Origin of the sequence: Pontibacter sp. FD36 (assembly GCF_015686655.1) — a bacterium.
In the GTDB taxonomy this organism is placed as follows: domain Bacteria; phylum Bacteroidota; class Bacteroidia; order Cytophagales; family Hymenobacteraceae; genus Pontibacter.
On record NZ_JADPMP010000005.1, the window covers coordinates 126717 to 146511 of the forward strand.

20 protein-coding genes are annotated in these 19795 nt (G+C 49.5%); 6 read left to right on the top strand and 14 right to left on the bottom strand.

Features of this window, described 5'->3' with window-relative positions:
* Window positions 1–14: 14 nt before the first annotated feature.
* The 14 genes from I0P70_RS08435 to I0P70_RS08500 form a co-directional block, all read right to left on the bottom strand.
* Window positions 15–401, bottom strand: coding sequence for a diacylglycerol kinase family protein (locus tag I0P70_RS08435; RefSeq protein WP_196116580.1), 387 nt, complete (start codon window positions 399–401; stop codon window positions 15–17).
* Window positions 402–488: 87 nt separating this feature from the next.
* Window positions 489–800, bottom strand: a complete 312-nt coding sequence (locus tag I0P70_RS08440) for a peptide-methionine (R)-S-oxide reductase (protein ID WP_196116582.1) — start codon at window positions 798–800, stop codon at window positions 489–491.
* 23 nt (window positions 801–823) lie between these two features.
* Window positions 824–1219, bottom strand: a complete 396-nt coding sequence (locus I0P70_RS08445; RefSeq protein ID WP_196116584.1) for a methionine-R-sulfoxide reductase — start codon at window positions 1217–1219, stop codon at window positions 824–826.
* Between the two features lie 105 nt (window positions 1220–1324).
* On the bottom strand, window positions 1325–2101 hold the full coding sequence (locus tag I0P70_RS08450; RefSeq protein ID WP_196116586.1) for an SDR family NAD(P)-dependent oxidoreductase: 777 nt from the start codon (window positions 2099–2101) through the stop codon (window positions 1325–1327).
* 138 nt (window positions 2102–2239) lie between these two features.
* Entirely contained in the window at window positions 2240–2770 is a 531-nt protein-coding gene (locus tag I0P70_RS08455) for a GNAT family N-acetyltransferase (RefSeq protein ID WP_196116589.1), read from the bottom strand.
* A 50-nt stretch (window positions 2771–2820) separates the two neighbouring features.
* The gene (locus tag I0P70_RS08460; protein WP_196116591.1) at window positions 2821–3300 is read right to left on the bottom strand and encodes a YdeI/OmpD-associated family protein; all 480 of its coding nucleotides are present in this window, start codon (window positions 3298–3300) and stop codon (window positions 2821–2823) included.
* A 59-nt stretch (window positions 3301–3359) separates the two neighbouring features.
* Window positions 3360–3818, bottom strand: a complete 459-nt coding sequence (locus I0P70_RS08465) for a hypothetical protein (RefSeq protein WP_196116593.1) — start codon at window positions 3816–3818, stop codon at window positions 3360–3362.
* 21 nt (window positions 3819–3839) lie between these two features.
* Window positions 3840–4802 (bottom strand): hypothetical protein, encoded by a 963-nt coding sequence (locus tag I0P70_RS08470; RefSeq protein WP_196116595.1) that lies wholly within the window; start codon window positions 4800–4802, stop codon window positions 3840–3842.
* Window positions 4803–4897: 95 nt separating this feature from the next.
* Window positions 4898–5275, bottom strand: coding sequence for a hypothetical protein (locus I0P70_RS08475; protein ID WP_196116597.1), 378 nt, complete (start codon window positions 5273–5275; stop codon window positions 4898–4900).
* 19 nt (window positions 5276–5294) lie between these two features.
* On the bottom strand, window positions 5295–5660 hold the full coding sequence (locus tag I0P70_RS08480; RefSeq protein WP_196116599.1) for a hypothetical protein: 366 nt from the start codon (window positions 5658–5660) through the stop codon (window positions 5295–5297).
* A 47-nt stretch (window positions 5661–5707) separates the two neighbouring features.
* Window positions 5708–6208: a GbsR/MarR family transcriptional regulator gene (locus I0P70_RS08485; RefSeq protein WP_196116601.1), complete on the bottom strand. Its 501-nt coding sequence runs from the start codon at window positions 6206–6208 to the stop codon at window positions 5708–5710.
* A 167-nt stretch (window positions 6209–6375) separates the two neighbouring features.
* Window positions 6376–7398 (bottom strand): hypothetical protein, encoded by a 1023-nt coding sequence (locus I0P70_RS08490; RefSeq protein WP_196116603.1) that lies wholly within the window; start codon window positions 7396–7398, stop codon window positions 6376–6378.
* 419 nt (window positions 7399–7817) lie between these two features.
* Window positions 7818–9215, bottom strand: a complete 1398-nt coding sequence (fumC, locus tag I0P70_RS08495; RefSeq protein ID WP_196116604.1) for a class II fumarate hydratase — start codon at window positions 9213–9215, stop codon at window positions 7818–7820.
* Between the two features lie 111 nt (window positions 9216–9326).
* Window positions 9327–10043, bottom strand: coding sequence for a hypothetical protein (locus I0P70_RS08500; protein WP_196116606.1), 717 nt, complete (start codon window positions 10041–10043; stop codon window positions 9327–9329).
* Between the two features lie 267 nt (window positions 10044–10310).
* On the opposite strand from I0P70_RS08500, the gene I0P70_RS08505 reads away from it, so the two are divergent.
* From I0P70_RS08505 to I0P70_RS08530, 6 genes are all read left to right on the top strand, one after another.
* The gene (locus I0P70_RS08505; protein ID WP_196116618.1) at window positions 10311–13247 is read left to right on the top strand and encodes a CHASE domain-containing protein; all 2937 of its coding nucleotides are present in this window, start codon (window positions 10311–10313) and stop codon (window positions 13245–13247) included.
* 64 nt (window positions 13248–13311) lie between these two features.
* Window positions 13312–14697, top strand: coding sequence for a DNA repair protein RadA (gene radA, locus I0P70_RS08510; RefSeq protein WP_196116620.1), 1386 nt, complete (start codon window positions 13312–13314; stop codon window positions 14695–14697).
* Between the two features lie 194 nt (window positions 14698–14891).
* Window positions 14892–16307 (top strand): TlpA disulfide reductase family protein, encoded by a 1416-nt coding sequence (locus I0P70_RS08515; protein ID WP_230392076.1) that lies wholly within the window; start codon window positions 14892–14894, stop codon window positions 16305–16307.
* Between the two features lie 204 nt (window positions 16308–16511).
* Window positions 16512–17699 (top strand): hypothetical protein, encoded by a 1188-nt coding sequence (locus tag I0P70_RS08520; protein ID WP_196116622.1) that lies wholly within the window; start codon window positions 16512–16514, stop codon window positions 17697–17699.
* An 88-nt stretch (window positions 17700–17787) separates the two neighbouring features.
* A complete protein-coding gene (locus tag I0P70_RS08525; protein ID WP_196116624.1) occupies window positions 17788–18810 on the top strand; it encodes an SPASM domain-containing protein in 1023 nt (340 codons plus the stop codon).
* Window positions 18811–18849: 39 nt separating this feature from the next.
* Window positions 18850–19776 carry a mechanosensitive ion channel family protein gene (locus I0P70_RS08530; protein WP_196116637.1) on the top strand — a complete coding sequence of 309 codons (927 nt, stop codon included), beginning with the start codon at window positions 18850–18852 and terminating at the stop codon, window positions 19774–19776.
* The last annotated feature ends 19 nt before the right edge of the window (window positions 19777–19795 follow it).

Here is a 19795-nt window from a genome sequence, read left to right on the forward strand (position 1 = left end):
TTTATTTGCGCCAATTACAATTCAGTGTTTACGTAGTCGACCCAATAAGGTATGAAGATGAACAGCCCAACAGCCACGGAGGTGATAGCAGCCATCAGCACACCACCGGCAGCCAGGTCCTTGGTTTTGCCAGCCCATATATTTTTCTCCGGCGACACCAGGTCGGTAAGCGTTTCGATGGAGGTGTTGAAGATCTCGGCCATCCAAACCAGGCCGATACAAAGTATAAGCAGGCACCACTCCACCCGCGTGACTTCAAATCGGTAGGCCATGACCAGCACGATGATGCTGGCCAATACGTGCAGATGCATGTTCGGCTCGGAGCGGAATACGGCTGTCATGCCATTAAAAGCAAACCGGAAACTGTTATAGCGACTTCTGATAAACGAGGGTCGGCTCATATGGGAATATATCAGGGTGAGAATATTCAGTTTTTGCTATAATATACTGAAGATACAGGTATAAAGTTAAGAGGCAGCCCCGCCTTGCTATTCTGCAAAACGGATGGCTGCCTGATTAATACAGTAACGAAGCTGTGTGGGAGTGCGTGCATCCTCAAAAAGGTGGCCCAGGTGCTGACCGCATTTGCTGCACAGCAGTTGCGTGCGAGCCCGGTCATACGTGCGAAGCTCCTTGTGGATAACATGGTCATCAATCTGCGCCCAGAAGCTTGGGAAGCCGGAACCGACCTCAAATTTCTTACTGGCATCAAACAGCGCAAGACCGCAACAGGCACAGACGTAGGAGCCGGTTTTATGCACCCGATCCGCTGCCGATACCTGTTGCCTGTGCCTGAACATTTGCTTAGGGCTATACCTGCGGTTTACTTCTCCAGGTCTTCGACTGGTACAAATTTCATGGAGAGGGAATTGACGCAGTGGCGGATATTTTTCGGGGTAAGGTATTCTCCTTCAAACACGTGTCCCAGGTGACCGCCGCAGTTGGCGCAAACGATCTCGGTTCGATGCCCGTCCGGGTCAGGTATGCGCTTCACGGCGCCTGTTATTTCGTCATCAAAGCTTGGCCAGCCGCAGTTCGACTCAAACTTGTACTCAGAGGTATAGAGCGGCGCATTGCAGCGGCGACACAGGTATACGCCTTCCCCTTTGAAGTTATTGTACTCCCCGGTGCCCGGGTATTCGGTGCCCTTACGCACGATGATGCGCTCTTCGTCCGGTGTCAGTTGGTTATACTCAGAAGGGTCTTTCGCGATTTTCATAAGCTTATTAGTAATTAGGTTGTGTATACGAAGGTATACAAATAACGCACCGTAAGACCTTGCCATGACAGGATGGCGGAGGTAAGTTGTGCTGGCGGGTAATTGCTATGCCCCTTGCCCTACATGCTGCGACAGACCGCCATCCATAAAGTAGCTCGATCCGGTAACATAATCTGAGTCAGAAGAAGCCAGAAACAGTGCTACCTTGGCGATCTCCTCAGGTTTGCCTGCCCGCTTCATCGGGATGTTCTGTTCACTTTCCTGACGGGCCTCTTTGTCATCTACCGCCTCTTGGTTCATGGGGGTCAGGATCATGCCGGGGCAAATGTTGTTTACGTTGATGCCATCTTCTGCCAGTTCCAGCGCCAGGGTGCGGGTTAAGTTGCGCACACCGGCTTTAGAGGCACAGTAGTCTGCCGTGCCCGCAGACACGATCTCCTCGTGCACCGACGACACATTGATGATCTTACCTTTGCCACCGTTCTGTTTGCGGTGCCTGATAAAAGTGCGGCAGCAGAAGAAGGTGCCGTACAGATTGGTCTTGATCGTCCTGTCGAAAACTTCGGTGTCCATGTCGGCTACGTTGATGCCAGAGCCGTTTACCGCTGCATTATTCACAAGTATATCGATAGAATCGAACTCTTTCAGGATCTGCTCGAAGAGCTTTTCCACAGCCTGCTCGTCACTGATATCCACCTGCAGCACCAGGCCTTTGCGACCGTGCTTCTTTACTTCGCTCAACGTTTCTTCAGCGCCTTCCTTATCGGTATGGTAAGTAACCACTACGTTAGCTCCTTCTTTGGCGTATTCAATTGCGGTGGCCTTTCCAATGCCTGAGTCAGAGCCGGTGATCAAGGCAACTTTGTTTTTTAGTTTGTCCATTGCTTAGGTTTTAGAGGTATGGGTATAAAGCATACGTAATCATACTTGTGGTAATGGCAGATGGTTGTGATGCTGTGGAAAGCAAGTTGAAGGGAGTCTAAACAGGTACGTGACCGGAAGTAGCCAGATGGGCGAAAGCTACTGCGGCAGCCGGTAGATGAGCGGGTGCCGATTGTTTATAAAGTGCGCAACCGTTTCGGCTGAAATGGCAGCTGGGTAAGACATAAGTAGCAATGTAAGTGGCTGTTGACCCTGGTGGTAAGGAGGTTGTTGGTAGGTATGATCATTCAGTATAAAACCGCTTTGTTCATAAAACCGGATGCGGCGCTGCTGAATTTCTTCGTGCGGTGGCTCTACTTCTAAAAGCACAGGCCTTGTATTGCGACTTACAAAGGCCTCCAATATAAGTTTGCCATAGCCCCTGCCGCGCAAAGCCGGAACCGTGGCAAAGTGCTCGATGTAGCGTACCTCCTCAAAGCTCCACCACAGCAGTATACCTACCAGCGCATCCTCCCGTAGTATCAACTCAAAATGGTAGCTCGCATGGGACATAATGTCGAGTTGCCGGTGCAAGGGGCGCCGCTCTTCCAGCGGAAAAGACTGTTCGTACAGCTCCCAAGCTTCTTCAAAGAGATGGTGTGATGCGTTTATTAATCGGAGATGCTCCATCTGGATTAGCTGTAAAACGATAGCCTTTTCTACTGCAGCAAAGCTAAGTACTACTTCTGGTTCAGTCTTTGATTGTTCAGCAGTTTTTGGATCGTCTGGACAATGCGTTCCACTTTAGTCTTGTCGGTTTTGGCAGCATATACCCAGTCCACCATGGCTTTCTGCTCGCCATCGGTACACTTCAGGAATTTTTGGTAAGCAATAGGCTCGTCCTTCAGACATAGCAATAGCTCTTCGGGTATTTCCTGCGGTGTGTTGTCAGCGTATAGCGTTACCTGCACCCAATCACCCGCCTCCTTCTTTATCTTCTTCCGGATCTCAGCCTTCACAGGCAGGAAAAGCTGCCCATTCCCCATCGGCATCAGGTGGAAGCCTCTTATTTCGTAGCTATCGATGCTGCCCCTAACCCTGACCCAGTTGAAATAGGCGTGCTTGTCAGGTAATATCTCAGGTATAGCCGCATAGGTCCAGCCGCCTTTGCCTGGGAATTTCTCGAGCAGGTATAGTTTATCAGTGAGGGGTTGGAGCATGATAGAGTTGATTTGAGGTATGATAGCTATTAGTTCTAATAAAATACTTACGATTTTGATCAGAATGGAACAAGGTCAAAATACCTTACTGTGAAATAAACACCGACATAAGTAGCTAATAACGCTGGAGGTATAGCCAAAGAATAAGCTAACCACCTGGTAACTTTCTTGTGCTTACTATAGCTGAGCCTTACAAGGGCTACGGTGATAGCAACCAAAGCAAATGGCAGCAATGACTCTATAAGGCTCGGTTTATATTCTCTGGTAAAATGCTCTATAAACAGTAGTGCAGGCCAGCTGAAAAACATGATCAGTAAGGCTATTGTCAGCAGTACAGCTCCAATTTTAGGTTGAAAGAAATGAAAGCAGCTGAAAAAGCCGAACACTAATATGGAGCTATAAAAGCTTATCAAAGGCAGTATAGAGTCAAGTCCTGCAGATACACTCAAATAAACTGAAAAGAGGAGGTATGTTGCCACCGCTGCTAGCAATGATACTAAATAAGAGACGATTTTCATTTCGTAACTCCTGCGGTTAAGTTATATACTCTCAGAACGCTGCTTCTCAATTTTCAGAATATTGTTCTGAATGTCTTTCATGATCCATTTTCCCCACAGTCCTGCATAGAAATTAAAAGTCGTGTTCATTTTAAAATAACTGTACAGGTGCAGGCGGTGCATGCCGTTGGGCAGTTTTTCAAGTTCGTATGTCCCGCTGAGCACATCAAAGTAGTCCCCTCCTATTACCACGTGCTCGTCGAGTGTGGTGGAAGGTATTTCGTGTGGATGTGCCTTGATGTTGAACATCATTTTCTGCTGGTCCTGGTATTCTGTTACCGTTTCGTGAAAGACAAGGCCATTTGTGAAGATGGCTTTTCGGTAGGCGCCCACCCCTTCGTAATTCAGCTCTGCTTTTACAGGTCTCGGGAAACCGAGTGTTCTGGTCAGATAGCCAGTGTCTTCATCTTCAGGAATCTCCGTTACCCTAGTTACGTTGCGCCAGATTTTATCTGCCGACGCATCAATATCGATATAGGTATAGGCTTTGTAGGTGCCAGGTATAGAATCGATCATGCTCTCAAGGGGAGACAGCAGCAGGGGAAGCAGCACGAGGGTAGAAATGCTGAGTTTGTTATTTATATTTCGTGCTTTCAGGTAACCCCCTAATAGGCCACCTAGGGAAGAGGCGATCAGAAATACCGGCAGTATCATCAGCCAGCATGCCCAGCCCTCCAGTGCCAATGCAAGCGTTATAACAAAAAACAAGAAGACAGGTATCCAGGGAGCGAGTATTCTGTAGCTGGTTTTCCTTGCCTTGCTCGCGTCGGATAGGTATACGGTCAGAGCGCCGACAATTGTAGGCAGGCAAAACAGGAATGTGACCGTCATGACAGAAAACAGCTTTTCCCAGGTCTCCACCCCAAACAGGAGTCTCAGAACGACTGCATAAGCTGTGGGTATTCCGATTGCTATAAATGTGGTGCGTAAACTTCTCTTGTTCATTTTACAAAGGCTTTTGCGATGCTACAGGTATAAGTTTGCTGGTAATGGCTCAAAAGGAAGCAGCCCCAACCGGAGCTGCTCCAGACTTAAAATGCTTAAGCTTTCACTTCGCTGACCTGCACTTTCTCTTTCGCCTTGCGCTTGCCCCGGAAGAACAGGTATAGGTTCAGGAACAGCATAATGCCGAGGTAGATAGAGAAGCCTCCCAACTTGTGGCTCAGCGCCTCGATCAGGTCTTGCGGCGTGAAGATTCCGTGCATTTTAAGAATGAGCAAGGCTGCTCCTATGTTCATCAGATAAAAACCGATCTCGAAGAGTCTATTGGTGGCCATGGCGATTTCCTCCCGGCCGTTGAAAATATCCAGCATAACGATCTGGCTGTTTTTGAAGAGTGTGCGGGCAACCAGCACGGTCATCAGTAAAGCGATTGGCAGATAGATCAGGTACCCTTTTACCATTAATGCATTTTCCATGGCTTTGTCTATTTATGGTTTATAGTTTATTTGTGATTTGATTTTTCCGGCTGATAAGGTATAGCACTGTCAAATTGAAGAAGTGAATGCCACCCAGTGAGACTAAAATGATGCCGATCCGGCTGCTCAGCACTTCGATCAGCTGCCCATAGGTATAGATCGGCAACTGTTGCACCATCAGCACAAACACATAGCCTACATTGAGCAGGTAGTAGCCTGTGAGCAGCACTTTGTTGATAGGGTCGATTAGCTGTTCGTTCTGCTGAAAGATCTGCTGTAGGTATAGCCGGCCGTTTTTGTACAGACTCTTCCCTACCCAGTATGTTACAAACACCCCAATCGGGAGGTAAATAGAATAAGCGAGAATGGTCAGGCCTGTATTCATGATTATTCAGTATTTTCAATAATTATTGAAACATATGAGTAAAAAAATTAGCGTGTAATCTTACCCAAGATCTTGAAGAACCAGTTCGAGTTAGACTGAATAAAAGTATTGATCACCGAGTCGGCCTGTTTAGCAAATCCCTTCAGGTCAGTTGTCACTTTCTTGAACTCCTGCACCTCTTTGCTCTCTCCTTTTACAGAAGATACCTCGTCCAACAATCTGATGATCGGGTCAAGCTCTCGCTTTTTGCGCTCTTTCGCCACTTGGGCAGCCAGCACCATCGGGTCTTTGTCCGTAACGAAATACTCTTTCCGTTCTCCCAGCTTCAGTACTTTCTTAGCCAGTCCCCAGTCGAGCAGCGCCCGGATGTTCATGTTGGCATTGCCTCTGGAAATTTTGAGATCCTCCATGATCTCCTCAGTAGAGAGAGGCTCTGTCGCGATCATTAAAAGTGCGTGTATCTGGGCCATGGTACGGTTCACCCCCCAGCTTGATCCTAGGCTGCCCCATGCTTCTATGTATCGCTCTTTTGCTTCGCTATATTCCATGACACAATGATAATAACTATTTCATAACTTTCAAATATTATTGAAAATAAAATTACTTTCTCATACCAGCCCATAGGTATAAAGGTTACCCAAAACAGATAAAATCTGCAGAAAACAAGAAAAGCAGCCCTTTGCAGAGCTGCTTTCCAGTTTACTATATTCCAATCTTACTCTTCTAATTTAAGTGGGTAATCCGTGCAGCGGGCCTCTACTACTCTAAAGTTGCCATACTGTTTCTTGAGTGAAGCAGTAGAGTCTGCGTTTACTGGTATAAGCTGCTTTTCGCGGCGCTGCGTTTCGATCTGGAGCGTCTCGCCTAAAGCATTGGCCTGCGTGGCTGCGATCTTAAACATGGTGCCGGGCTTCATGCCCTTTGCATCAAAAATTACGTTGCCTCTCTGGCCATCTTGCTTTGACTTAACGGTGACGTTGGCAGGCTGCTGACCAGTGTACTCCAGCCACAGGGTATGCACCTCCTGGTAGCGGGCATCATCGTAGCGCCCCTGCCCTTCAACGCACAGCTGCAGACGGGCAACAGCCCCAGAGCCTACTTTGCTACGCTCATCCCCGAAGGTAACAATAGCTTTAGCCACATTAGGTATATTATTGAAAGACACGATCACAGTTGAGTTCTTCTCTCCTGTCGGAATCTCCTTACTTTCTAGCAATTGACCGTTGCGGCTGTAAAGATCTACTTTAGAACCTTTATCTTCGGCGGCAATATCTGTGAAAACCATGGTCTTCATCGTAACAGTGCTCACAGGAGAGAAGTCAAGTATCAGTCGACCGCCTTTGCGGTTAGCCTGCTTGCCAAAGCCATCGCCTACCGTCAGCAGACCTGTCATGGCCATCATGTTGGCATCCATTCTGTTTACAAGGTCAGTGGCGGGATCGTGCGCGTCGAGCAAAAGTGCCTGCGTCTCTTGCAGGTATTTGCCATTGTGTCCTCTTTTCTGAGCCTTTACGATCATCACGGCACCGTCCTCTTCTATTACATCGGCAATGCGGGGCAGTGTGCCTTCGCCAAAAGACTGCACCAGGTTGCAGGTTGTTGGATCGTAGCCAATCAGATTATCATCCTGGGTAACAGCCATAGGCTCTGCAAAGTCATGCTCATTATTGCGCTCACACGAAAAAAGAAAAAGACTGGCAAAAGCCATGGCGAGGGTTTTTGTACTGAATGCTTTCATAGGAAATAAACTAGGGTGAAAAATAAATACAATGCAGCCTGTGAACCGATCACAGGTATACACATATAAATTGTATTATATATTGTTAATTGATTTAATTAATATTAAGCGAAGGCGAACCTTTTGCAATGCGGTCCGACTGACCGGAATGTCTGTTTTTATAATACGAGGGGATAATCCACTGATTTGAAGCTTCTGAATTGGAATACGTGACATCTTTCAGAACGGTTTGTGGAATTGTGCTAAAATTTGAATTTTTTATGATGGCTGCCTTAAAAATTGTCCTAAAGTTGATTTCTAAAAGGATTCTTTAAATTCAGCAAAGATTGGTAATTTGTGCAGAAATTGATGTCAAATAAAAAAGGCAGCCCTGTAAAGGCTGCCTTTTGCTAGTGCGTATGTTGCGTGTTAGGGATAGCTTATTTTTTCAAGCTGCCGATCATATCCTCTGGCTTCACCCACTCGTCGAACTGCTCGTTTGTAAGATGACCGAGTTCGATTGCTGCCTGACGAAGCGTAGTGCCTTCTTTGTGCGCTTTCTTCGCAATGGCTGCGGCTTTGTCATAACCGATGTGCGGGTTCAGGGCAGTCACCAGCATCAGGGAGTTCTCCAAGTTGTGCTTGATGCGCTCTCTGTTTGGCTCAATACCTACGGCGCAGTGCTTGTCAAACGAGTCGCAGGCGTCACCGATCAGCTGGGCGCTCATCAGCAGGTTGTAGATCATCACCGGCTTGAACACGTTCAGCTCGAAGTGGCCGTTCATGCCACCTACTGAAATGGCTACATCGTTACCGATCACCTGTGCGCAAACCATTGTCATGGCCTCAGCCTGTGTTGGGTTTACCTTACCTGGCATGATAGAAGAGCCTGGCTCATTTTCAGGTATAAGGATCTCGGCTATACCTGAGCGCGGACCAGAAGCCAGCAAACGGATGTCGTTGGCGATCTTCATCAGCGAAACAGCCAGTTGCTTCAGGGCACCAGAAGTCTCTACCATCGCGTCGTGTGCAGCAAGGGCCTCAAACTTGTTTGGAGCCGTGCGGAAATCGTGGCCGGCGTACTTCGAGATTTTCTCGGCAACCAGCTCAGCGTAACCAGCTGGCGTGTTCAGGCCTGTACCTACGGCTGAGCCGCCTAGTGCCAGATCCTTCAGGTGATCCAGCGTGTTTTCCAGCGCTTTCATGCCATACTCCAGCTGCTTCACGTAGCCAGACAGTTCCTGGCCCAGTGTCAGTGGCGTAGCGTCCATCAGGTGTGTACGGCCGATCTTCACCACGTCCATAAACTCCTCTGACTTCGCCTTCAGTGTGTCGTGCAGTTTCTTCACCATGGGCAGTGTATGCTCCACCACTTTTTTGTAAGCGGCGATGTGCATGGCTGTCGGGAAGGTATCGTTAGATGACTGCGACTTGTTCACGTCATCGTTCGGGTGAATCTTCTTTTTCTCGTCCATCAGGCTGCCGCCCAGCACCACGTGCGCACGGTTGGCCACCACTTCGTTCACGTTCATGTTCGACTGTGTGCCCGAACCTGTTTGCCATACTACCAGAGGGAACTGGTCATCCAGCTTGCCTTCCAGGATTTCGTCACATACCTGCGAGATGATGTCGGCTTTGTCCTGCGCCAGTACACCCAGCTCAGCATTGGCTTGCGCCGCCGATTTTTTCAGGATAGCGAAGGCTTCAATGACCTCTTTCGGCATCTGCTGACCACCGATGGTGAAGTTTTCTTTTGAGCGCTGTGTCTGCGCGCCCCAGTATTTGTCGGCAGGCACCTCAATCGGGCCCATCGTGTCTTTCTCTACGCGAACTTGCATATCGTTTATACTTAGGTTTAAAGGATCAGTTTAACTGTGGCAAAACTACGAAAAATATTCTTTTAAGGCCGCTTTGCAGGTATAATCAAGGTATAGCGCATACCTGCAAGTTTAGCGGATCACACGCTTGCCGGAGCGGTCAGCCATCAGGGCGATCATATCCAGCGAAACAGGCTTTAAGTAAGCTGTGTTAAGCATCGTCTGGTCTTCAAACGTGATCAGGTATTCTCCCTCTGTGCCCAGGTAGCGGATGCTCTCAATGGCGGCGTGCGGGTAAGTGCGTTCCTGATTGAGCAGGTTGGTCACCTGCACCTGGTTTTCGTCCACGTTCACGTGCCAACGCATGGCAAACCAAAGCACAACCAGCGAGAAACCCAGCATGACGCCAAACAGGATGCTGTAGAGGCGGATGGAACGAAGTCCCTCCTGCTGGCGCAGGTACTGCTTGTACAGGTCATAATCCTGGTTGAGCAGCGTGCTTTGTGAGAGTCGTAGCGGTAGCAGCGCTACGGTGAGGCCTAACAGCAGGCCTGGCGCAAAGAAAGCCTTGAAATTAGGTGTCATCACGAACATCTGCTCAGAAGACAGGTGCAGAATGCTGGAGAGCATGGCCAGCGCCCCAGAGAAAAAAACGGACAGCACCGAAGCGAATACAAAGTAGGCTAAAGTTAACTGCCACTCCTTCTTTTGCAGGTAGCGGGACTCGTCAGCACTTAATTGAGCCTGCTGCCCTGCCGGCGACAGCCGGCGTAGCGCATAACGGAGCACAGGTAGCAATATGGCCACGGCTATGAAACTCAACAGCAGGCTTTTCAGAATATCTATCATGGTCAAAAGGTATTTGGCGTAAAATTAACACGCAATACCCAATTTACGGCAGAAAAACAGCAGTATCCACTTAATAAGTGATAGTTCGGACATAAAGGAATGACATGGCATGACTTACTGCAGCGGTCGGATAATAAGCCCCTGAAATGTTGCAGGAGATACAATATTTTAGTTATTTTTGATGACCTAAACATTGAACTAAGTGCTTCTGCCGGCCGTTGTTTTGCGCAAGGCCGGTGTTTTTTTGAATAGCCTGTTCATTTATCTATGAAACTTTCCAATCTCGTAGCGTTTGTCAGGGAGTATCTGATCGCGATCTCATCTTTTCTGCTTATCTTTTTACTCACGCTTTTTATTTATTCTGAGACGAAAAAGAAAGCACTGGAGCGCAACGAGAAACTCTTTGAATTAAAAGCTACCCAGGCCACCCAGGCGTTGGAATTGCGCATGCGTGACTATATGCAGATCCTGGTGGGTGCCAAGGCCCTTTTTGTGGCCTCCGACACAGTGACCCGCGAAGACTGGGAGCAGTACTACAGCACACTGAAGCTTGAAGAAAACTACCCCGGCATTCAGGGAGTAGGCTATGCCCATATTGTAAAGCCCAATGAGCTGCCCGCTCATGTTTCCCGCCTTCGTAAAGAAGGCTTTAAAGACTTTGCCATCCGTCCGGAAGGGCAGCGGCCTATCTACACTTCCATTATTTACCTGGAGCCCCTTGATACGCGTAATCAGCGTGCCATTGGCTTCGATATGTTTAGTGACTCGGTGAGGCGCTCAGCTATGCAAATGGCCCGCGACACCCGCAAGCCTGCCATGTCAGGCAAGGTGAGGCTGGTGCAGGAAACAGGCGTGGATGAGCAATCTGGATTTCTGATTTACCTGCCCATCTACCAGGACAATGCCGAGCCCGAGGCTATAAAGGAGCGGCAGCGGCTGATCGAGGGTTTTGTGTATAGCCCTTTCCGGGCCAAAGACCTGATGATGGCCATCTGGGGGAGCAACTTTAATGACCTGGATATTGAGGTATACGATGGCAATCGCTTAGGGGAGAATGACGTGCTTTACAGCACAGGCGAGGAGCTGTATTTTCATGCAAATAAAAAGCGTGAGCTTGATATGCTCAGCACACTCAGTATAGGCAACCATACCTGGCGCGTGTATTGCTCTGCCAAGCCGTCGTTTGTGCGCTCTGCGGATACGGAGCTGCCTTACTTTATTTTGCTGGGCGGTACGATCATCAGTTTGCTCATGTTCTTCATTATCTGGTCGCTCATCAACACACGCCGTTCCAACAGCCTCAAGCAAACTATTACCGACAATGCTACCGCCGCACTGTTTATCATCGACTCAAACGGCAACTGTACTTTCATGAATCCGGCCGCTGAGGAAATGACCGGCTACGATTTTAAGGAGGTGCAAAACAAATCATTGCATGAGATGGTGCATCATAGCAGGCCGGACGGTTCACATTACCCAGCAGCTGAGTGCCCGCTTCGTAACGCCCTCCGCAACCGAAAGCTGAAGCAGGCATACGACGAAGTTTTTATCCGGAAAGATGGAAGTTTTTTTGATGTGTCTTGCTCGGTGCATCCGATTGAGGACGGAAGCAGGGATGCTTATGCCATTATTGAAGTACGTGATATCACAGAAGAGAAAAGAGCCCAGCAAGCTATTATCGAGAGCGAGGCCCGCTTCCGCACTATGGCTGACAATGCCCCGGTGATCATCAGCATACTTGACATCTGGAAGCAGAGTGTGTATGTGAACAAACAGTGGCTTGACTTTACAGGCCGCACCTTCGAAGACAGCATAAACTTCGGTTGGCAGCAGGTTATTCACCCACAGGATGTTGCTGCATTTGAGGAGCAGTATAACCAGGCGCAGGCTTCGGAGGCCGGTTTCAGAGCTGAGATACGCATGCGCCGTCATGACGGACAGTACCGTTGGATGGTAGCGACCTGCACGCCGCGCTTCGGTGCCGATGGCGACTTCCTGGGATATATCAGCTCAACCATCGACATCACGGATATAAAAGAAGCGGACCGCAAGGTGAAGCAGAATGCCGAGCTTCTGCAAAAGCTATTCGTTGAAGTACCTGCATTGGTGGGGCTGGTACGGGCTTCAGACAAGCAATATCTGTTGGCCAACCCGCTTTACCGTAAGCTCTTCGGCAACCGCTTATTAGTAGGCAAAACGCTGCATGAAGCCCATGCAGAGCTGGCATACCAGGGTATACTGGAAGAGATAGACAAGGTATTCAGTACTGGCACCCATTACGTGGGCAAGGAAGTGCCGCTTATGATTGACCGGCATAACGACGGCAAACTTACCCAGAGCTACTTCAACATGGTGATACAGCCGCTCATGGACGCCAAAGGTAAGCCAGAGGCGGTGCTCATTTTTGCGGTGGAGGTAACAGAGCTGGTTAAGGCCCGCACGAAACTGGTGTCGACAAACGAGGAGCTTAGCCTCAAAAACATGGAGCTGCTGCGCACCAACAATGACCTGGATAACTTCGTCTACACTGCCTCGCATGACTTGAAGTCTCCTATCGCCAACATGGAGGGGCTCTCGAACATGCTGCGCGATATACTGGAAGGCAAGTTGGAAAGCGAAGACAAGCAGTTGCTGGATATGCTGGCTGAGGCGATCGACAAGCTAAAGCGCACAATTGCCGACCTGGCTGAAATCACCAAAGTGCAGAAAGGCCTCCACGCCAAAGTAGAGCCGCTGTCGTTTGAGCAGGTGCTACAGGACGTGATGCTGGATATTGACAGCCTGATAAAGGAATCCAATGCGAAGGTAGAAGTTGATTTTCAGATGAAAGATCTGCTCTATGCCCGTAAAAACCTGCGAAGCATCATCTACAACCTGGTGTCGAATGCGATAAAATACCGCAAGGCCGAGGTTACTCCGGAGGTGCGCATCAGCACATACCTGGAGGATGATTATGTAGTACTGCAGGTACAGGATAATGGACTAGGCATCAAAAAAGGCCAGGAGCACAAGCTGTTCGATATGTTTAAGCGCCTGCACAACCATGTAGAGGGTACAGGTATAGGCTTGTATATTGTGAAGCGTATTATCGAAAACAACGGTGGCCGCATAGAAGTAGAAAGTGAGCTAGGCCAGGGCACTACCTTCCGGGTATACTTTAAGCAGGTGCCGGTACAAGCGCCTTTGCAGTCACAGCAGGTATAGCTTTCAGAATCAATTTAAGAACAAGCCAGCTCTGAGTAAAAGGGCTGCATAGGTATAAAGCGGAATGGCTAAAATTAAAACCTCATATTTCTGCCAGAACTGCGGGGCGCAGTCGGCCAAGTGGATCGGCAAATGCCCTGCCTGCGGCGAGTGGAACACCTACGTGGAGGAAGTGGTGCAGCGCGAAGAGCTCACCCCTTCCAGTGTGTGGAAAGTAGGCAATACCAGCAGTTCAGCGCAGGTGGCCAATAAGCCCAAGCCAATTGCTGACATCAGCTACCAGGAGCAGCAGCGCATCCAGACGGTGGACCAGGAACTAAATCGCGTATTGGGCGGCGGCATTGTGCCAGGCTCCATGGTGCTTATAGGCGGCGAGCCAGGTATAGGCAAATCTACGTTGATGCTGCAGATCGCCCTGAGCCTGACGGGGCTGCGGGTGCTGTACGTGAGCGGTGAGGAGAGCGAGCACCAGATCAAGATGCGGGCTGAGCGCCTCAATGCACAGACTTCAGACTGCTTTATTCTGACCGAAACAGGCACGCAGAACATCTTCAAGCAAATAGAGCAGTTGCGTCCGCAGGTGCTCATCATTGACTCCATCCAGACGCTGCACTCCTCATTTATAGAGGCCGGGGCCGGCAGTGTGAGCCAGGTGCGGGAGTGTACAGCTGAGCTGCTCAAGTTTGCCAAAGAAAGCGGCACGCCTGTTTTCCTGATCGGCCACATCACCAAAGAAGGCAATCTGGCAGGCCCCAAAATACTGGAGCACATGGTAGACACGGTGCTGACGTTTGAAGGCGACCGCCACATGACTTACCGTATCCTGCGTACCTCCAAAAACCGCTTCGGCTCTACCTCAGAGCTGGGCATATACGAAATGCTGGGCACAGGCCTGCGCGAAGTGAGCAATCCATCCGAGATCCTGATCTCGCAACGGGAGGATGCTTTCAGCGGTATTGCCATTGGTGCTACGCTGGAAGGTAACCGACCGCTACTGATCGAGGTGCAGAGCCTCGTAACGCCTGCCACCTACGGCACGCCACAACGCACCAGCACAGGCTTTGACGGCAAGCGCCTGAACATGCTCCTGGCTGTATTGGAGAAGCGCGGTGGGTATAGACTGGGCACGCAGGACGTGTTCCTCAACATAGCCGGTGGCCTGAAAGTAGAAGACCCGGCACTAGACCTAGCCGTATGTGCCTCTATCCTCTCCTCTTTCGAAGACATTGCCATACCTAGTACGTCCTGTTTTGCAGCGGAAGTAGGCCTTGGTGGTGAGGTAAGAGCTGTCAACCGTATTGAGAACCGCATTACCGAAGCAGAAAAGCTTGGCTTCCGGGATATTTACATCTCCAAATACAACAAGAAGGGAATGGATCTGAGCAAATTCTCTATCAACGTGCATGCTTTTGGACGATTAGAAGAAGTGTTTGCTTCACTCTTTGGTTAGAATTGTGCTTTAAACAGGAAGTAGTTCTATCTTTCGTATAATTTCAAGGGCAGTATTGGGAATTGGAATTTTAATCTATAAAATTAATGTTCAGTGCGTTAACTGAAATTTTCGGGCCATGAACGGCAAGCCGAAAATAGAAGCAAGTTGGACTGAAAATTAGATTTTATAAGACACCTCTACCCGCTGTACCTATGAAACGTATGCTTATACTGTTGCTGGCATATATGCTGGCAACACATTCCTTGTTGGCTCAAGGTACCGTTACCATTACGGGCAAAGTTCAAAAAGGCCAGGAGGACGATATCTTCATCGCCTCACTCCCCTCTTTATTATTTCCGGAAGAACAGCGCACGTTCGCTGAAATCAATAACGGGCGTTTCAGGCTTGAGCTGCCTGTTAACAAGCCCCTTACGGTGGAGCTGGTGTACGGCAACGAGTCTGCTCCGCTATACCTGGAGCCGGGCTTTGAGCTACAGGTAACGTTTAGTGCTGGCAAAATGCTCAAGTCACTCAAATACAGCGGACAGGGTGCGAACGAAAACAACTACCTGATCCTGCATGCCTATCGTTTCGATGAAGAGGAAGACTACCAGACCCTGCCCGACAATGTAAAGCTTTCAGAGAAGGAGTTTCTGCGGTTCCTGGATTATCGCAGAGAAGATCAGCTGGCCATTTTTGAGAAGAGGATAGCAGCAAAGCCAGTGAGTGAGTATTTCAGGCAACTCATACTGGCTGAGATTGACTACAGCTACGCCAATGACCGCCTTACCTTTTTTGACATGCGCGAGCTGATGAGGCTGCCGGTGCAGCTTAGCCCTTCTGCAGGCTACTTCGACTTCCTGCAGCAGCTGGACATGGAGCAGCATTCAAGCCTGGAGGCCATCAGTTTTCCTGCCTTCCTGCGCAATTACATTAAGTTTATAGGAGAGCAAGCCCAGCTGGAAGTAGGCGACATACATTATTATAAAAAGGCATACGAGCAGGTGAGCCATACTTTGCAGGGGCAGGCGAAGGTAATGGCGCAGGCCTACCTTATACGTCAGTCTTTGCAGCAGGGCAATGTGCTGCATGTGCCTGTTATGCTGCAGGACTTTCGCCAACACAAAGCCGTAGCTGACGTGTACGCCACTTTGCTGCAACAGTACGAAAGCCACCCGGGCTTAGGTATAGGCAGCACAGCTCCAGACTTTAGTCTGCGTGATATAAACGGGCAGTTGGTATCGCTCAGCGATTTCAAAGGCAAGATTGTGTACCTGAGCTTCTGGCGTACCGACTGTGGCCTGTGTATGGTAGAGCAGCCGCATGCGCAGGAACTGGCCCGAAAGTTACAGCCACATGATGTCGTGCTAATCAACATAGGCGTAGATGAGCAAGAGCAGTCCTGGCGCAGTGTGGTGCAATCGAGAGGCTTTGGAGGGGTGCAGCTATACCTTAAGGGGCAAGGGCACGAACTGGCTCGTCAATATGGCCTCAAAGATGTGCCGGCTTATTTCCTGATAGACGAAGACGGCACAATTCTGAGCACGAAGCCGCGGCGCCCCATAGACCGCGAAGCCGAAAAGGAAATCCTGCAGCACGTCATGAACAACAGAGCTTCACGCAGGTAATAGCTATACCTGACTATATACAAAGCCGCCTATGTGCACGAGCATGGACGGCTTTCTTTTTGGGTCTAACGCCACCGTTTATGGGAGCATCAATAACCGTGTATTTGTTTAGTGCGTAATTAAAGCCTAGCCCCTTTATGCAAGGGGTGATAGAAAGGAATTGATTGTTTGAGATATCCTTATTCATTTAACAGCTAGAAAAATATGGCATTAATCAACAAAAACGACATTGAGAAGCTTCTCAATGTACAGAACAACACGAAAGGCGCACTTTGCATCTCTATCTACATACCTACGCACCGAGCTGGCCACGAAACACTGAACGGTCAGGACCACACGCTATTCAAAAACAAACTGAAAGAAGCCCGCACACTACTGGCAAGGCATGATGTGGCCGATGCTGAAATTGACGCTTACCTGAAGCCTGCTGAAGAACTGCTGAATGATACTGGTTTCTGGCGTCATCAGTCTGAAGGCTTGGCTGTGTTTATCACCAAAGGCTTCTCGGCACACTATACTCTGCCGATCACGATGCCGGATGTGGTGTACGTGCTCGACCAGTTCTACTTCACGCCTATGCTCCCGATCCTGAGCCAGAACGGTCGCTTCTTCATCCTGTCGCTCTACCGTGAGCGTATCGGATTCTATGAGGCTACGATCGACCGCATCCGCCAGATCGATATCAGTGCCTTTGCACCGGAGAGCATGAATGAGGCCCTGAAATTCACGATCAAAGGTAACGATCAGGACTTCCACCACTCCACTACGACGGTGAACGGATCGAACATCGTACATGGCGCCGGTGCTGTAAAAGGCGACGACGAGCATGACGAAGTGCGTGAGTTCATACACGAGATCGATAACAGCCTGCAGGAAATTCTGCACAACGCCACAGAACCACTGGTGCTGGCAGGTGTGGACCACTACTGCGCTTTGTTCCGCAAGTATAGCAAGTATAAGCACATCGTGCCGCAGAATATCAACCTGAATGAAACAGCTGCAGGTATGAGTCCGCAGACCATACATGAGAAGGCGCTTGATGTGATGAAACCGCTGATGCAGCAGAGCCACACCGACTCGCTAAGCCGCTACGAAAACGTGGCCGGAACAGGGGTAACCTCTGAGGACATTGCCACCGTAGCTGCTGAGGCCGTGCATGGCCGTGTAGACACGCTGTTCATTGCGCCAAGCAGCCCGGTATGGGGACGCTACGATGCCAAGAGCGCCGTGGCAGAGGTGCACAAAGACTACCAGCGTGGCGACGATGACCTGATTAACCTGGCAGCCATCAAGACGCTGGCGCAGGGTGGTAAGGTATACGTGAGCAGTTACAATGGCTTGTCGGAGGCAGGCGATGATAATGGTAGTGTAAAAGCACTCTTCCGTTACTAAGCGAACCTTATTTTTGGCCGTTAGCGCCATAAAGTATAATTTAGTGGGGCAGCCTTTATGGGCTGCCCTTTCTTTTGCATACCTATACATGAAGCTGCACCTCTCTGATAAGCTCAATTTCCTGTCGAAACTAACGCCACTGCGTATGCTAAACGCCCTGCAGGTGGCAGGTAGTTATTGGTATGCAAGGGCTTCGCGCAAAGCCGTGCACTGGGGTGATCCGCTCAGCATCTCGTTTGAACCGACCACTTCCTGTAACCTGCGCTGCCCTGAGTGCCCGAGTGGGCTCCGCTCATTCACGAGGCCCACAGGTATGCTGCAGGCCGATCTTTTCAAAGAGACCATAGACCAGCTGCATAAGCGCCTGTTATACCTGATCTTCTATTTCCAGGGAGAACCCTACCTGCACAAGCAGTTTCTGGAGCTCGTCAAATATGCATCGGATCGTGGCATCTATACCGCTACCTCTACCAATGCCCACTTCCTCGACAGCGACACCGCCCGCAAAACCGTGGAGTCAGGACTGGACCGCCTGATTGTGTCCATAGACGGCACCACACAGGATACTTATGCCGCCTACCGTGTGGGAGGCAAACTCGATAAGGTGCTGGAAGGAACGCGGCAGGTCGTGAAGTGGAAAAAAGAACTGAAGTCACGCACACCGCATATTATGTTCCAGTTCCTGGTGGTTCGACCCAATGAGCACCAGATTTCGGAGGTGCAGGCACTGGCCGACGAACTTGGTGTGGACGAAGTCGTATTTAAGACGGCGCAGATCTACGATTATGAGCAGGGCTCGCCGCTTATACCTACCATCGACTATTACTCCAGGTATAGGAACAATAGCGATGGCAGCTACTCCATCAAGAACAAACTGCTTAACCAGTGCTGGAAGATGTGGCACTCTTGCGTCATCACCTGGGATGGGTTGGTAGTTCCCTGCTGCTTTGATAAGGATGCCGAATACCGCATGGGTGACGTGAAAGCGCAAAGTTTCCGGCAGGTATGGCGCAGCCCGGGGTATAACCAATTCCGGAGATCGCTGTTACAGTCACGGGAAGAAATAGAAATGTGCCGCAACTGCACCGAGGGCACACGGGTATGGGCCTAGGCTATACCTGACGATCAAGTAGAACATTAAATACCGTATATGAACGACATTAACAAAGCGATTGAGTTACTGCTAAGTAAGCTGGAAGGCTGGGGCGAGCATTTGATTTTGATGCTGCCGAACATTGTTGTGGCAGTTATCCTCCTGATAATCACATTTATAGTTGCTCGCTTTATCCGTAATGGGCTCGATAAAGTGATTGGTCGCATCTCACACAGCGCAGCACTCAACAATCTGATATCTACTATACTATACCTGGCTTTGCTAGCCGTCGGCTTCTTCTTTGTGCTCAGTGTGCTGCAGCTCGACAGGGTGGTTATCTCTTTGCTGGCTGGTGTGGGTATCATTGGTCTGGCCCTGGGTTTTGCCTTTCAGGATATTGCCGCTAACTTCATCTCGGGCATCATCATCGCGGTACAAAAGCCCTTCGGAGTAGGTGATATGATCGAGACCAACGATTATTTTGGAGTAATTGAGCGAGTGTCATTGCGCACGCTGGATATCCGAAAGCCTTCAGGTGAGCTGGTGAAGCTGCCTAACAAAATGGTGTTTGAGAACCCGGTGACCAATTATTCGAGTAGCGGCACACGGCGCCTCGACCTGGATGTAGGGGTGTCCTATGGCGAAGATTTAGAGAGGGTACAACAAATTGTGACAGAAGCGTTGCAGGATGTGAAAAATCGTGTGAAGACCCGCGACGTGGAAGTGATGTATGATGCGTTTAATGACAGTTCGATCGACTTTAAAGCCCGCTTTTGGATATCTTATTCCCGACAAATAGATTTTGTGTCGGCTAAGAGTGATGCAATTATCAAGATCAAGAAGGCATTTGATGCGAATGATATCATGATTCCATTCCCGATCAGGACGTTGGACTTCGGCATAAAAGGTGGCGAGAAGCTGAACGAGCATTTGGAAGACTTGCAGGCCCAGATGAAGAATGGCCGCAAGATGTCAGATAATTAGGTATAGCAAACACTGCAGT

Bases quoted from the DNA above. Each gene is read 5' to 3' on its own strand.
- I0P70_RS08525 (WP_196116624.1), top strand. From the start codon at position 17,788: ATGAAGCTGCACCTCTCTGATAAGCTCAATTTCCTGTCGAAACTAACG.
- I0P70_RS08490 (WP_196116603.1), bottom strand. From the start codon at position 7,398: ATGAAAGCATTCAGTACAAAAACCCTCGCCATGGCTTTTGCCAGTCTT.
- I0P70_RS08445 (WP_196116584.1), bottom strand. From the start codon at position 1,219: ATGAAAATCGCGAAAGACCCTTCTGAGTATAACCAACTGACACCGGAC.
- I0P70_RS08475 (WP_196116597.1), bottom strand. From the start codon at position 5,275: ATGGAAAATGCATTAATGGTAAAAGGGTACCTGATCTATCTGCCAATC.
- I0P70_RS08480 (WP_196116599.1), bottom strand. From the start codon at position 5,660: ATGAATACAGGCCTGACCATTCTCGCTTATTCTATTTACCTCCCGATT.
- I0P70_RS08460 (WP_196116591.1), bottom strand. From the start codon at position 3,300: ATGCTCCAACCCCTCACTGATAAACTATACCTGCTCGAGAAATTCCCA.
- I0P70_RS08455 (WP_196116589.1), bottom strand. From the start codon at position 2,770: ATGGAGCATCTCCGATTAATAAACGCATCACACCATCTCTTTGAAGAA.
- I0P70_RS08435 (WP_196116580.1), bottom strand. From the start codon at position 401: ATGAGCCGACCCTCGTTTATCAGAAGTCGCTATAACAGTTTCCGGTTT.
- I0P70_RS08450 (WP_196116586.1), bottom strand. From the start codon at position 2,101: ATGGACAAACTAAAAAACAAAGTTGCCTTGATCACCGGCTCTGACTCA.
- I0P70_RS08485 (WP_196116601.1), bottom strand. From the start codon at position 6,208: ATGGAATATAGCGAAGCAAAAGAGCGATACATAGAAGCATGGGGCAGC.
- I0P70_RS08440 (WP_196116582.1), bottom strand. From the start codon at position 800: ATGTTCAGGCACAGGCAACAGGTATCGGCAGCGGATCGGGTGCATAAA.
- I0P70_RS08515 (WP_230392076.1), top strand. From the start codon at position 14,892: ATGAAACGTATGCTTATACTGTTGCTGGCATATATGCTGGCAACACAT.
- I0P70_RS08530 (WP_196116637.1), top strand. From the start codon at position 18,850: ATGAACGACATTAACAAAGCGATTGAGTTACTGCTAAGTAAGCTGGAA.
- fumC (WP_196116604.1), bottom strand. From the start codon at position 9,215: ATGCAAGTTCGCGTAGAGAAAGACACGATGGGCCCGATTGAGGTGCCT.
- I0P70_RS08500 (WP_196116606.1), bottom strand. From the start codon at position 10,043: ATGATAGATATTCTGAAAAGCCTGCTGTTGAGTTTCATAGCCGTGGCC.
- I0P70_RS08505 (WP_196116618.1), top strand. From the start codon at position 10,311: ATGAAACTTTCCAATCTCGTAGCGTTTGTCAGGGAGTATCTGATCGCG.
- I0P70_RS08465 (WP_196116593.1), bottom strand. From the start codon at position 3,818: ATGAAAATCGTCTCTTATTTAGTATCATTGCTAGCAGCGGTGGCAACA.
- radA (WP_196116620.1), top strand. From the start codon at position 13,312: ATGGCTAAAATTAAAACCTCATATTTCTGCCAGAACTGCGGGGCGCAG.
- I0P70_RS08470 (WP_196116595.1), bottom strand. From the start codon at position 4,802: ATGAACAAGAGAAGTTTACGCACCACATTTATAGCAATCGGAATACCC.
- I0P70_RS08520 (WP_196116622.1), top strand. From the start codon at position 16,512: ATGGCATTAATCAACAAAAACGACATTGAGAAGCTTCTCAATGTACAG.